Origin of the sequence: Sphingomonas sp. 179-I 2A4 NHS, from assembly GCF_045369135.1 — a bacterium.
Taxonomy (GTDB): domain Bacteria; phylum Pseudomonadota; class Alphaproteobacteria; order Sphingomonadales; family Sphingomonadaceae; genus Sphingomonas.
In genome coordinates, this window is record NZ_JBIQFL010000011.1 from 1 (window position 1) to 11,886 (window position 11,886).

Annotated in this window: 15 protein-coding genes; 6 read left to right on the forward strand and 9 right to left on the reverse strand. The window is 65.5% G+C overall.

Going from position 1 to position 11,886, the window contains the following annotated elements; genetic code table 11:
• A partial coding sequence (locus ACH0CP_RS15495; RefSeq protein WP_406893927.1) for a hypothetical protein occupies positions 1 to 212 on the reverse strand: 212 nt, incomplete at its 3' end.
• Between the two features lie 159 nt (positions 213 to 371).
• Here ACH0CP_RS15495 and ACH0CP_RS15500 point away from each other — a divergent pair.
• Entirely contained in the window at positions 372 to 1,040 is a 669-nt protein-coding gene (locus ACH0CP_RS15500; RefSeq protein WP_406889057.1) for a glutathione S-transferase family protein, read from the forward strand.
• A 3-nt stretch (positions 1,041 to 1,043) separates the two neighbouring features.
• Here ACH0CP_RS15500 and ACH0CP_RS15505 read toward each other — a convergent pair whose 3' ends face one another.
• Complete coding sequence (locus ACH0CP_RS15505) at positions 1,044 to 1,526, reverse strand: GAF domain-containing protein (protein ID WP_406889055.1); 483 nt, start codon at positions 1,524 to 1,526, stop codon at positions 1,044 to 1,046.
• A gap of 84 nt (positions 1,527 to 1,610) precedes the next feature.
• On the opposite strand from ACH0CP_RS15505, the gene ACH0CP_RS15510 reads away from it, so the two are divergent.
• Positions 1,611 to 2,921, forward strand: a complete 1,311-nt coding sequence (locus tag ACH0CP_RS15510; protein ID WP_406889053.1) for a methyltransferase family protein — start codon at positions 1,611 to 1,613, stop codon at positions 2,919 to 2,921.
• Here ACH0CP_RS15510 and ACH0CP_RS15515 read toward each other — a convergent pair.
• Positions 2,904 to 3,545, reverse strand: coding sequence for a TetR/AcrR family transcriptional regulator (locus ACH0CP_RS15515; protein WP_406889050.1), 642 nt, complete (start codon positions 3,543 to 3,545; stop codon positions 2,904 to 2,906). The two genes, ACH0CP_RS15510 and ACH0CP_RS15515, sit on opposite strands and share 18 nt — an antisense overlap.
• Before the next feature lie 132 nt (positions 3,546 to 3,677).
• Here ACH0CP_RS15515 and ACH0CP_RS15520 point away from each other — a divergent pair, with 132 nt between their 5' ends.
• Positions 3,678 to 4,499, forward strand: coding sequence for an SDR family NAD(P)-dependent oxidoreductase (locus ACH0CP_RS15520; RefSeq protein ID WP_406889049.1), 822 nt, complete (start codon positions 3,678 to 3,680; stop codon positions 4,497 to 4,499).
• Between the two features lie 39 nt (positions 4,500 to 4,538).
• Positions 4,539 to 4,985: a PaaI family thioesterase gene (locus tag ACH0CP_RS15525; RefSeq protein ID WP_406889048.1), complete on the forward strand. Its 447-nt coding sequence runs from the start codon at positions 4,539 to 4,541 to the stop codon at positions 4,983 to 4,985.
• 19 nt (positions 4,986 to 5,004) lie between these two features.
• On the opposite strand, the gene ACH0CP_RS15530 is transcribed toward ACH0CP_RS15525, so the two are convergent.
• Positions 5,005 to 6,225 (reverse strand): glutamate-5-semialdehyde dehydrogenase, encoded by a 1,221-nt coding sequence (locus ACH0CP_RS15530; protein WP_406889045.1) that lies wholly within the window; start codon positions 6,223 to 6,225, stop codon positions 5,005 to 5,007.
• Positions 6,226 to 6,355: 130 nt separating this feature from the next.
• On the opposite strand from ACH0CP_RS15530, the gene msrB reads away from it, so the two are divergent.
• Positions 6,356 to 6,853, forward strand: coding sequence for a peptide-methionine (R)-S-oxide reductase MsrB (gene msrB / locus ACH0CP_RS15535; protein ID WP_406889296.1), 498 nt, complete (start codon positions 6,356 to 6,358; stop codon positions 6,851 to 6,853).
• A gap of 6 nt (positions 6,854 to 6,859) precedes the next feature.
• Here msrB and ACH0CP_RS15540 read toward each other — a convergent pair whose 3' ends face one another.
• The 3 genes from ACH0CP_RS15540 to ACH0CP_RS15550 form a co-directional block, all read right to left on the reverse strand.
• Entirely contained in the window at positions 6,860 to 7,432 is a 573-nt protein-coding gene (locus ACH0CP_RS15540) for a CHAP domain-containing protein (protein ID WP_406875744.1), read from the reverse strand.
• 158 nt (positions 7,433 to 7,590) lie between these two features.
• On the reverse strand, positions 7,591 to 9,111 hold the full coding sequence (locus ACH0CP_RS15545; RefSeq protein ID WP_365927815.1) for an MFS transporter: 1,521 nt from the start codon (positions 9,109 to 9,111) through the stop codon (positions 7,591 to 7,593).
• On the reverse strand, positions 9,108 to 9,935 hold the full coding sequence (locus ACH0CP_RS15550) for an SDR family NAD(P)-dependent oxidoreductase (RefSeq protein ID WP_406889043.1): 828 nt from the start codon (positions 9,933 to 9,935) through the stop codon (positions 9,108 to 9,110). The genes ACH0CP_RS15545 and ACH0CP_RS15550 overlap by 4 nt, the downstream gene beginning before the upstream one ends.
• A 140-nt stretch (positions 9,936 to 10,075) precedes the next feature.
• Between ACH0CP_RS15550 and ACH0CP_RS15555 the strand changes: the two genes are divergently transcribed.
• Positions 10,076 to 10,864: an SDR family oxidoreductase gene (locus ACH0CP_RS15555; protein WP_406889041.1), complete on the forward strand. Its 789-nt coding sequence runs from the start codon at positions 10,076 to 10,078 to the stop codon at positions 10,862 to 10,864.
• A 69-nt stretch (positions 10,865 to 10,933) separates the two neighbouring features.
• Here the strand turns inward: ACH0CP_RS15555 and ACH0CP_RS15560 are convergent, their stop codons facing one another.
• On the reverse strand, positions 10,934 to 11,101 hold the full coding sequence (locus ACH0CP_RS15560) for an RcnB family protein (protein WP_406889038.1): 168 nt from the start codon (positions 11,099 to 11,101) through the stop codon (positions 10,934 to 10,936).
• Between the two features lie 162 nt (positions 11,102 to 11,263).
• Positions 11,264 to 11,881: a hypothetical protein gene (locus ACH0CP_RS15565; protein ID WP_406889035.1), complete on the reverse strand. Its 618-nt coding sequence runs from the start codon at positions 11,879 to 11,881 to the stop codon at positions 11,264 to 11,266.
• Between the last annotated feature and the right edge of the window lie 5 nt (positions 11,882 to 11,886).

An 11,886-nucleotide genomic window follows, 5' to 3' on the forward strand; every position in this document is an offset into this window, starting at 1 on the left:
GTCCAGGTGCGCCCGTTCTGCGGCTGCGGGGCGCTCACCGGCCGCGGCGTCGCCACCGGCCGTGTCGGCGGCGGCGTGGCGGCGGCGGGCGTGGTGGCGGCGGGCGTGGTGGCGGCAGGCGCCGGACCGCGAACGACCACCCGTTCCTGCGCCGTCGCGCCGCTGGCGATCGCCATCGACACCATGGCAGTGGTGACCAACAGGTTTCGCATCAATTCGCCTCCCGAAATGCACGGTGGACCGCGCCGCACCCGTTATCTTAACGTTTTGCTTACCATCGCGTTCGGGTGCTCGCCACCGCCGCGCCCGTCCCGAATTGGGGCGCGTCCTGCGAAGAGACACCCCGCCGGGGGACGACAGGAACGCTCGCGATGACGATCACCATCACCGCTTTCGCCGCTTCGCCCGACAAGGGCCGCGGGCAGGCGCGCGACATGCGCGTTCGCTGGGCGCTCGAAGAGATCGGCCAACCCTATGAGGTCAGGCTGCTGTCGTTTGCCGCGATGAAGCAGCTCTCGCACCGCGCGCTCCACCCCTTCGGCCAGATCCCCACCTTTGAAGAGGACGACGTCGCCCTCTTCGAATCCGGCGCGATCGTGCTGCACGTCGCGCAGCGCCACGCCGGCCTGCTTCCGTCAGAGGGGGCCGGCCGTGCCCGCGCGATCAACTGGATGTTCAGCGCGCTGAACACGCTCGAGCAGCCGATCGTCGAACTGGAGATGGCGCATCTCCTAGAGGGCGATCGCCCGTGGGCGGCGGAGCGCCTGCCAATGCTCGAGGAGCGGGTCGACCGCCGCCTCGGCGAACTCTCCGCCTGCCTCGGCCGCCGCGCCTGGCTGGAGGACGCCTTCACCGCAGGCGATCTGCTGATGATCACTGTGCTTCGCCGGCTGGAGGGCAGTCACCTCCTCGCCCGCTTCCCCAGCCTCGCCGACTATATCGCACGTGGCGCGGCACGGCCCGCCTACCGCCGCGCCTTCGACGCGCAGCGCGCCGTGTTCCTCGAAACTTTGCGCGCGGCGGACGCCGGCGACCGCTGATCCTCAGCCGATCCGGTCCGCGAGCAGCGCCGCGATCCGCTCGCCGCCTTCCGCATCCGCCGCATCGAAGCGGCCGGGCAGCGGGCTGTCGAGATCGAGCACGCCGATCAGCCGCCCCTGCTTCACGATCGGCACCACCAGTTCGGACGCGCTGGCCGCATCGCACGCGATATGTCCTGGGAAGGCGTGGACGTCCGCCACCAGCTGCGTCTCCAGCGTCGCCGCTGCCGCGCCGCACACGCCCTTGCCGATGGCGATGCGGATGCACGCCGGCTTTCCCTGGAACGGCCCGAGCACCAGCTCATCGCCCACCAGGCGATAGAAGCCCGCCCAGTTCAGGTTCGGCAGATACTGCCACAATAAGGCAGCGGCGTTGGCCATGTTGGCGATCGCGTCTGGCTCGTCTGCGGTCAGCGCGTCGAGCGCGGACAGGATATCCCGGTAAAGCTCTGCCTTGTCGTCGGCGGCGATGTCGAACTGATACATGGCGGCGGATGTAGGAGCAGCCGCCACGCTGCGCGAGCGCTTCTTTCACGCGATCCTTACGATTGTGCGCTAGGGGCACGGTGCATGTACCAGGATGCCACTTTCGCGAGCGCCGAGCGGGCCGACTCACGTCCCGCCTCCGCGGTGTCGCACGGTGTCGGGCTGGCGGGGCTCGCCGGCGTCATCGTCTGGATCGCGATCGCGCGCCATTACGGCATGGACGGGCCCTATGCGGCGCTGGTGAACCTCCTCGCCTGCGGCATCCCGATGGTGCTGTGGTCGCTCCTCGTCGACAAGGTGCACCGCAACCCCTCCACGGGCATTGACTGGGCAAACGCCCGCCCGCTGCGCGAAACGATCGACATCAGCCTCATCAAGCTCGTCGGGCTATGGGCAACCTGGGCCGCGATCGCCCTCATCTACGCCACCGGGCGCTTCTATTGGGAAGGCAATTTCCAGTTCGCCATGTGGTGCTTCGGCACGGCGGCACCCTGGCTGTTCCTCGTCTCCATCCCCTACGTCATCTGGCTGGATCGCCGGCTGGTCGATCCACGCGACGGCGCGTGGGCGTTCGGCGCATGGCTGACGCACACCGGCACCGCGGAGCCGGAGGTGATCTACAATCACTTGCGCGCCTGGGGGGTGAAGGCCTTCTTCCTCGCCTTCATGCTGGCGATCGTGCCGCCGGGCTTCGGTGCTTTCGTGCGCACGCCCACCTTCGGCATCCTCGCCGATCCGGTGGCCCTGGCGCAGTGGCTGATCACCTTCATGTTCGTGATCGACGTCGCCTTTGCCACCGTCGGCTACATGCTGACGATGCGCCCGCTCGATGCGCATATCCGCACCGCCAATCCTTATGCTGCCGGGTGGATGGCAGCGCTCATCTGCTATCCGCCCTTCCTGCTGATGGATGCGGGCGGCCCGCTCGACTATCATCCCGGCACCGCGGAATGGACCTATTGGCTGCAGGGCCACCCGCTGCTGCTGGCGCTGACCGGCGCGGTGCTGGTGGTGCTCACCGGCATCTATGCCTGGGCGACGGTCGCCTTCGGCCTGCGCTTCTCGAACCTCACCAACCGTGGCATCCTCACCCACGGTCCTTATGCATGGTCACGCCATCCGGCGTATCTCACCAAGAACCTGTTCTGGTGGATCTCGACCATCCCGATCCTGTCGACCGGCTCGATGGTCGATGCGGCACGGTCGACGATCATCTTGGGCGCCGTCACCGGTATCTATTACTGGCGCGCTCGCACCGAGGAACGGCACCTGCTCGCCGATCCCGCCTACCGGGAATACAGCGCATGGATGGATCGCAACGGCGCGGTCCCGCGCTTCTTCCGCTTCATCACCGGCCGCGGCGAACCAGCGGCCTCATCAAGCGCCGCCGTCTGACGCCGCCAGTTCCAGCCGCCGCTTGATCTGCTCGCGCGACGCGGCAAGCTGCGTGGCCGCCATATCGCCGCCCAGCGCCCGGGCAACCGCCATTGCGCCTACCATCTCCGCCAGCACGGACGCCGCGAGCGCGTCGGGCTCCGGCCGCCCCAGCGTCGCGAGCGTCTTCGCCAGCGCACCGCGAAACGCGACGATCCCCTCGCGAAACCGCTCACGCGCCGCCGCCGGCATGCGCATCGCTTCCCCGCTCAGCGCGGGCAGCGGACACCCTCGGTCCGCGGCCTGCAGCAACTCGTCCGACAGATAAGCGTCGATCAGCGCGGCGAGGCCGCGGGCCGCATCCTCCTGTCCCAGATGCTGTCTCAGGATCTCCGCCGAATCGCGGAACATGCGATCGACCGCGTGGCAGACCAGGTCATCCCGGTTCTCGAAATGGGCGTAGAAGCCGCCATGCGTCAGCCCGGCGCGCTTCATCAGCGCAGCGACCCCGATCCCGTCAGAACCGCGCTCCCGCATCGCACTGGCCGCTTCATCGAGGATTCGGGCGCGGGTCCGGTCCTTCGCCGTCATTTCGCCAGCCATTCCGCTGCCATCACGCGCCACGCCCATCACATCAAACTCCATCGGCTTCCATTGTCGCCCATCGCAAACCGCTTTTCGACCGCCATTGTACGCCCCGTGAGGGCACCGCCAAGTTCGCCATACACAGGTATGACTCGACAGATGATGAACATCATATAATATGACGGCCATCATATGCGAGTATGCGATACGCTGCTCGAAGGAGAACGAGCCATGGCTCAAGGCACTGCACTCATCACTGGCGCCTCCACCGGCATCGGCGCCATCTACGCCGATCGCCTAGCGAAACGCGGCTACGATCTCATCCTTGTTGCGAGGGATTCCGGCCGCTTAGAAGCGGTTTCTGGCAAACTACGCGCGGAAGCCGGCATCAACGCCGAGGTTCTCCAGGCCGATCTTGCCGATCGCACTCAACTTGCCCGCGTGGAACAGCGGATCACCGCCGACGAGACGCTGACGATGCTCGTCAATAACGCCGGTATCGCATTCGAACGGTCCCTCATCGATACGTCGGTTTCGGCGGTCGAACAGTTGATCGCCATCAACGTCACCGCTCCCACCCTCTTGGCCCGCGCTGCCCTGCCGGGCTTCGTCGCCCGCAACCGCGGCGCGATCATCAATCTCTCCTCAACCATCGCCCTGGCGCCGGAAGCCTTCGAGGCGACTTACAGTGCCACAAAGGCTTACATCCTGAACTTAACCCAAGGTCTCAGCCGTGAAGTCGGCGACAAGGGCGTCCACGTTCAGGCCGTTCTGCCCGGCGCGACCCGTACCGAGATCTGGGAGCGATCCGGCAAGGACGTAAATGCTTTCCCCGCGGAAATCGTCATGGATGCCGGCGAATTGGTCGACGCGGCGCTGGTCGGCTTCGATCGGGGCGAGACCGTCACCATCCCGCCGCTGCCGGACGAGAGCCAGTGGCGGGCCATGCAGTCAGCCCGCCTCGCCATGGCACCGGGACTGTCCCGGCGCGACGTGGCCTCGCGGTACCGCTGAACCTGTGGGCTTTGCACCAAACAGACGAAGGATTTGTCGATGCATGAGGAAGCGGCCGAGCTGGATGGTCTCGCACAATTGCAGTCCATGCTCATGGCCGGGCAGCGCCCGCCAATGAACCAACGGATGAACATCGATCTTGTCGAGGTGACGCGCGGCACCGCCATCTTCGAAGGCGAGCCGGACGGCAGCGTCTTCAATCCGCTCGAATCGGTCCACGGCGGCTATGCGGCGACCTTGCTCGACAGCGCCTGCGGAGTGGCGGTCCACTCCCGGATGCGCCCTGGCCAAGGCTACTCCACGCTCGAACTGAAGATCGCCTATCACCGCGGCCTCTCCGAGAAGAGCGGCCGGGTGCGCGCCGAAGGCCGGATCGTCTCCATGGGTCGTCGGGTGGCCTTCGCCGAAGCAACGCTACACGATAGCCAGAACAAGCTCTGCGCCACCGCCACCTCGACCTTGCTGATCTTTGACCTGCCCCGCTGAACGACCAAGAAGTGGTGGATCAGCCGCGAACCTGCCCTGTTCCGCGGCCGATCCACTTGTAAGTGGTCAGTCCCTCCAGCGCGACCGGCCCGCGCGCATGCAAGCGCCCGGTGGCAATCCCGATCTCTGCGCCCAGTCCGAACTCGCCCCCGTCTGCAAACTGGGTGGAGGCGTTCCACAGGACGATCGCCGAATCCACTTCAGCCAGAAAGCGCTCCGCGACGGCCTGATCCTCAGCAACAATCGCGTCCGTGTGGTGGGAACCATGACGCGCGATGTGATCGATCGCGCCGTCCAGCCCCTCAACAATCGCGACCGCGCAAAGGGCGTCGAGATACTCGGTGTCCCAGTCGGCCTCCGAGGCTAGCGTGGCGCCGGTGAGCGCCGAAATGCGCGCGTTTCCGCGTACTTCGCAGCCGGCATTTGCAAGCGCTGTGACCAGCCGTTCGGGCTCGGCGAAAGCGGCGTCGATCAGCAACGTCTCCATCGCACCGCAGATACCGGTACGGCGCATCTTCGCGTCGACAACGATGCGCTCCGCCATCACCGGATCGGCCGAACCATGGACGAAGACATGGTTGATGCCGTCGAGGTGCGCGAGCACCGGCACCCGCGCTTCCGCTTGCACGCGGGCGACCAAGCTCTTGCCACCGCGCGGTACGACAAGGTCGACCGCGCCCTCCGCCGCCAACAACGCCCCGACTGCGGCGCGGTCAGTGGTGGCGACACGCTGCACCGCGTCGGCGGGTAGGCCCGCGGCTATCAACCCTTCGCACAGCGCCTCGTGGATAGCGGCGTTGCTCTCGACCGCTTCGGATCCACCGCGGAGGATCACGGCATTGCCGGACATGACGCAAAGCGCCGCTGCATCCGCAGTCACGTTCGGGCGGCTCTCATAGATGATGCCGATAACGCCGATCGGGACCCGGACTCGCGACAGAACCAAGCCGTTGGGCCTGGTCACCGTGTTGATCACCTGGCCGACGGGATCAGCGAGCGATGCGACCGTCTCAACTCCTGCCGCCATGGCGGCCACTCTTCCAGCATCAAGCCGCAAGCGATCGAGAAGCGCGCCACTCAGCCCAGTCGCTTCGCCGCGGGCAACATCCACGGCATTGGCAGCGATGATCCTGTCCGCCGCGTCGCGCAGCGCCGATGCAGCGGCACGGAGCCCAGCGCGGCGCTGATCCGTGGTTGTGCGAGCCAGGTCGTGCGCGGCGACACGTGCACGAGCAGCCATGCCCGCAATCATCGCGGCGGGGGAGACAGTGTCCAGCATGGTTGCAAGCTTAGCACGCGAGTTGCGGCGGCCGCAGCAAATTCCCCTATGCGCCACTGTCTGCCGCGCTTGCGAAGCTTATATTCTGAAGATGGACCATCTGATTGATCGCCGCCGCGCCCTAATCGCGCTTGGGAGCGGCACCATCGCGGCTGCGGTCAGCGCGTGCGGGGCTGATCCCGCTCAAGCAGCGTCGGAGAAATTTCCGTTTAGGCTGACGGACGCGCAGTGGCGGTCCAAGCTACCGCCCGCTGCCTATGATGTGCTTCGCAAGGAAGCGACCGAACGGCCCTATTCGAGTCCGCTCAACGACGAGAAACGAGCCGGTACCTTCCTGTGCGCCGGATGCGCGCAGCCCCTGTTCTCGTCGCGAACCAAGTTCGAAAGCGGCACAGGTTGGCCAAGCTTCTGGGCGCCGCTCCCCAATGCGGTCGCTACCCGCCGTGATAGCACGCTCGGCATGACACGGACGGAAGTCCACTGCCGCCGCTGCGGCGGCCATCTGGGCCATGTATTCGACGATGGGCCCAGGCCCACCGGCAAACGCTATTGCATGAACGGCGTGGCGATGACCTTCCGCCCCGCCTGAGCGGGCTTACGGCTCGATCGTCACCGCGCCCTTCATCGGGACTGACGCCGATGTGGCAATCGCAAGGTTCGCGATGCGGGTCTCATCTGCGTCGGATCCGCCGATGGTGGGCGTACCGGCCGGTGTATGGTCTGAATAGATGAAGCCGTTGGTGGGATAATCGGAAGTGCCGAGCCCGCCCTGCGGCGCATACCACACCTTCACCATGCTCCAGTCACCGTTCGGCGACACGTCGATCGCGCGCACGTCACGCTCGATGCCACCGCGGCGCGACCAGTTTGCATGGGTGAGCAGGATCTCACGATCACTCACCACGCGGCTGACCATTGCGACATGTCCGACGCGCATGCGGCGCGTGGCCTGGAAGGAGAGGACGGCGCCGACTTTCGGCTGGTTGCCCCGCTCGTAGCGGCCCGCGGCCTGACCCCACCAGGTGTTGGCATTGCCGCGGATCTGGATGCCCGAGATTTCCCGAGCATAAGGCGCGCATTGCCAGAACTGGGCATTGGCGCCGGTAGCGGTCATCAGGCCGCACGATAGCACCAGCGCTGCACGCGCCGTGAACTTCTTGAACTGCACTGCGACCCCCCGGTCACGAAATTGACTGTTGCAGTGCAGCTACGAAGGTCAGGAAAAAATACCAAGCCGCGGGGGAACCGAAACCGGTGAACGGTGTTTGCGCGCCGACGAACGGTCGTTTGGTCGCCTCTTCACGGCAAAACCCGCCCGTTTTCAGCTCAGGGAACGGGTTCGATCCGCTCCGAATCGAGCGCCTGCATCCTCAATGCCTCCAGCCGCGCTGTATGTTCCGCTCGACCGAACGGGAACGCGCGGTAAGTGAACGCGGCGGCCAGAGCCAAGGTGGTTGCAGCCAGGATGTAGATGATCGTCAGACGATCAATCACGCCGACCGGAACCTGCCCGGGGATCGCCTTTGCCGGGAAGTTGGCGACGGCCAGGATCAGGCCGGTCAGGAAGATGCCGACGCCGCTGGTGCACTTCTGGATGAAAAAGCCGCCGGCGAAGAACACGCCTTCCGATCGGCGACCGGTGCGCTGTTCCGAATCCTCCACCACGTCCGCCATCATGGACGAACCCAGGATATGCGCCGTCACGCTGGCCGCCGTCGCGATCGCCAGCATCGCAAACAGGATCGGCAACATGGCCGGGTTTTCCGGCGTTGGGAACATCCCGCCAAGCCGTAACCAGTAAGGCGCAGTGCCGATCGCCACCGACAGGATCGCAGCAGTCGAAGCAACCTTCGGCTTGCTTGCAACCTGCCCGAGCCGGGGCGCAACGACGAAAGCAACCAACACGCCGCCGAACAGCGAGAAGCTTAGCGGCACGAACGTCGGCACCGTCAGAGAACCGATCGACACCGCCGTGAAGCGCCACACGTACGTGTAAAGGTAATTGGAGATCGCATAGGTGATCCCCTGGTTGGTGAACACAAAGAGGCCGGCCAGCATCAGGATCAGGAACGCGCGATTGTGCAGCGTCTCGCGCAGATCCGCGAAGTGCTTTCCGAGCGATTGCTTCTCCAACACTGGCTTGGGAAGGTTCGGGATCTCCCGATGCGTGCCGAGCGCGGACGTGAGGATCGCGACGCCCATGAACAGCGCGCCAGCGATAGCGAAGCCCTTGTATCCCGCGCGGTTGAGCAGCCCGTTCGGGAACTCCGGTGTGGGGGAAAGGAAGATCCAATAAGCCGCAATCAGCATGATGAGGCCGCCAGCCCACCCGAACAGGAAGCGATAGGCCATGATGCGGGTACGCTCGTCATAATCGGAGCTGAGCTCCGCAGCCATCGCCTGGCTAGGCACCTCATAGGCGCTGACCGCACTTCGCACGAGCACTGCCATGACGAACAACCAGCCAAGCACCATCGCTTGCGAGCCCTCGGGCGGGTTCCACAGCAACACCCAGCCGAGCATGATTGGGAGCGTCGCTCCATAGAGCCAAGGATGGCGCCGTCCCCACCGCGTCTGCGTGCGATCGGAGAGCATGCCTACCGTCGGATCGATGAAAGCATCGATGATGAGCGCCAGCATGATCACGAACCCGACGGTTGCCGCCGGCACGCCGATCACCTGATTGTAGAACAGAAGAAGGAAGGTGCCGAAGCCCGAGTCCTTAACGCCGTACGCAGCTGCGCCGAAACCATAGCTGGCCATCGTGCGACCGCGCAGCCGCCTGGGGCTAGGCGGCACGCTCGTCGGAGTGGCGACGGCGGCTCCGGTTGCGATCGAGGCGCTCACAGAAACGACTCCAAGGCCGCAAAGAGCCCGGGCTGTTCCGGATCCCAGCTCGGCCGCGTGCCGATCGTGATACCGCCGTCCACCACCAGATGGGTGCCAGTGACAAAACCTGCTTCATCGCTCAGCAGATAGGCCACGGCAGCCGCGATATCCTCTGGCCGCCCCGCGCGCGCCACAGGCTGCGCCTTCGCGGCAACCTGGGCGATTATCTGATTGGCGCGCTCGCGCTGCTCCTCCGGCACCTCGAGATGCCGGGTGAAGATATTGGTCGTGATGAAGCCGGGTATCACCGCGTTCACACGCACGTTGATCTTGGCAAGATCGGCTGCCGCCATCTTCGAGAGATGCAGGACGCCCGCCTTGGCGGTGGAATATGCGGTCGGCGCATATCCGGTGCCGAGCGCCGATACCGACGACGTGTTCACGATCGCCCCACCGCCGCGCTTCGCCATCAGCGGCGCGGCATAGCGAATGCCGAGCGCAACGGAGCGCAGCAGCAACGACTGTGTGCGGTCCCAATCCTCCGGCGAGATCTCGTCGATCTTCTCCGGGGCTCCGCCCGCGCCGGCGTTGTTGAACAACACGTCGAGCCCACCGGCCGAGTCGGCCGCCTCCATCAGCGTTCGAATGTCTTCCGCCTCAGTGACGTCGCAGCGGCGGAAGCTGATCTTGCCGTTGGAAGTGGCAGCAAGGTCTTGTCCCGCCGCCTCGTCGATATCGCCGATCCACACATCAGCGCCCTCCTCCGCCAGGCGGAGCGCGGTGGCGCGCCCGATGCCGGAAGCCCCGCCAGTGACGACGGCTCGCTTACCCGAAAACCGCATCCTCGATCCTATCATCTCGTTTTTTCGGCAGCATAGTATGGCACTTATCCACGTCAATCTGTCACGGTTCGAATTTGCGGTAGGGCGGTTGCTCGTCGTCGGACGCCGCGCTAGGCGCGCGATGGAACGGGAGTGAAATGATGAGCTTCAATAATCTCTTCAGCCTCGAGGGCCGCACCGCCCTCGTCACCGGCGGCAGCCGCGGGATCGGTAAGATCATCGCGCGCGGCTTCATCGAACAAGGTGCCAAGGTGTACATTTCCTCACGCAAGGTGGCGGCGTGCGAGGAGACCGCGGCCGAACTCGGGTCAAACTGCATCCCCCTGCCGCAGGACATCTCGACCGTGGAAGGCTGCCGCGCCTTGGCCGCAGCAATCGCGGAGCGGGAAGATCATCTCGACATCCTGGTGAACAACGCAGGTGCCGCCTGGGGCGTGCCGTTCGAGGAGTTCCCGGAAAGCGGCTGGGACAAGGTGATGGACCTGAACGTCAAGTCCCCGTTTTTCCTGACCCAAGCATTGCACGGGCTGCTGAAAGCCGAGGCAAGCTATGACAAGCCCTCCAAGGTGATCAACATCACCTCGATCGACGGCTTGCGGCTGAACCCTTGGGATACATACAGCTATCACGCATCGAAGGCTGCGTTGATCTATCTGACCAAGCGGATGGCGGCGCGACTGATCAAGGATGCGATCATCGTCACCAGCCTCGCGCCCGGCGCCTTCGCTAGCGAGATGAATCGGGCCGCGCGCGATCACGGTGATGAAGTGGCCAAAGGCATTCCGATGCAGCGCATCGGCAATGAAGCCGACATGGCGGGTGCCGCGATCTTCCTCGCGAGCCGCGCGAGCGATTATGTCGTCGGCGATACGCTCGTGGTGGACGGCGGCGTCGTCAACGCGTCGCTTGGCCGCAGCCTGGAAGCCTGACGCCAAAGGGGCGGTGGCCGGCTTCCGCCAACCACCGCTCCTCCGGACGAACATCAGTTTGTTACGAACCTACCAGAAGATGTCGTTGATCACATCGACCACTTCACCCGAGTAGACATCTACCAGCAACGCATCATTGTAGTAGCGCACCCAGCGATAGGGACCGTCCGCCTCCGGCAGACGATAGGCCCACGGATCATTGATCCAGTAGTTCTGGGCGAACAGAACCGATGACAACACCGCGCCTATGCCAAACTGGCGATAGCCATAGTTCCAGCCGTACGGCGCATAATAACGCGGCAGGCGGAAGGCATTTCGGTTGGTGGCGCGCCAGCGATTCCAATCGTAGCGCGTGTCACGTCGCCAATCGCGATTCCACCCGCGGCCATCGTTGTGAAGCTAATCGGAGTTCCAGCCGCGACGCTCGTCGCGACCGCCATACCAGCGATTAGCATCGACCCGGTCGCGGCGGTCCCGATCCCAACGGCGTTGGTCGTTCCGGTCGGCGCCGCTGCGGTCCCAGCCACGCTGTGCGTCGAAGCGACGATCTGGCTGACGATCGGGCCGTGCGCCGCTGCGACCATCAGGTCCACGGTTCCAGCCGTCCGGGCGCGCGCCGAGCGGCGTGTCCACTCGTTCGCGCGGCAATCGCGGCTGAGTGGGCGTCACAGCGCCAGGCCCAGGTTGCGGCCGATCAAAGCCTCGGGGCCCGCTATCACCGCGCGGCCCCTCGGGCCGTTGCCCCTGGAAGCGCGGGATCGGCGCTTCATTCTGAGCGCGCGGCTGACGCTGCTCGAACCCACCAGGGCGCTGCGCGCGCGGTGCGAACGATTGTGGCCGCTCGCCCCGCTGCTGCCAGCCGCCGCCCTGCGGCGCCTGACGCTGCGGCGCGCCGAAGCCGCCCGACGGCCGACCCTGACCGCGCTCCATCCGCGGCCCGCCGCGGTCCTGCGCGACGGCTGCTGCTGGCATGATCGACGCCGCAGCGAGCAGCGCCGCCAAGATCTTCCTACCCATTCTGG

What these genes read in the sequence shown, in the direction of transcription:
- ACH0CP_RS15530 (WP_406889045.1), bottom strand. Translation starts at nt 6,225, where the DNA reads ATGGCTGCTCGTGCACGTGTCGCCGCGCACGACCTGGCTCGCACAACC.
- ACH0CP_RS15500 (WP_406889057.1), top strand. Translation starts at nt 372, where the DNA reads ATGACGATCACCATCACCGCTTTCGCCGCTTCGCCCGACAAGGGCCGC.
- ACH0CP_RS15565 (WP_406889035.1), bottom strand. Translation starts at nt 11,881, where the DNA reads ATGGGTAGGAAGATCTTGGCGGCGCTGCTCGCTGCGGCGTCGATCATG.
- ACH0CP_RS15515 (WP_406889050.1), bottom strand. Translation starts at nt 3,545, where the DNA reads ATGGAGTTTGATGTGATGGGCGTGGCGCGTGATGGCAGCGGAATGGCT.
- ACH0CP_RS15555 (WP_406889041.1), top strand. Translation starts at nt 10,076, where the DNA reads ATGAGCTTCAATAATCTCTTCAGCCTCGAGGGCCGCACCGCCCTCGTC.
- ACH0CP_RS15520 (WP_406889049.1), top strand. Translation starts at nt 3,678, where the DNA reads ATGCGAGTATGCGATACGCTGCTCGAAGGAGAACGAGCCATGGCTCAA.
- msrB (WP_406889296.1), top strand. Translation starts at nt 6,356, where the DNA reads ATGGACCATCTGATTGATCGCCGCCGCGCCCTAATCGCGCTTGGGAGC.
- ACH0CP_RS15505 (WP_406889055.1), bottom strand. Translation starts at nt 1,526, where the DNA reads ATGTATCAGTTCGACATCGCCGCCGACGACAAGGCAGAGCTTTACCGG.
- ACH0CP_RS15525 (WP_406889048.1), top strand. Translation starts at nt 4,539, where the DNA reads ATGCATGAGGAAGCGGCCGAGCTGGATGGTCTCGCACAATTGCAGTCC.
- ACH0CP_RS15550 (WP_406889043.1), bottom strand. Translation starts at nt 9,935, where the DNA reads ATGCGGTTTTCGGGTAAGCGAGCCGTCGTCACTGGCGGGGCTTCCGGC.
- ACH0CP_RS15510 (WP_406889053.1), top strand. Translation starts at nt 1,611, where the DNA reads ATGTACCAGGATGCCACTTTCGCGAGCGCCGAGCGGGCCGACTCACGT.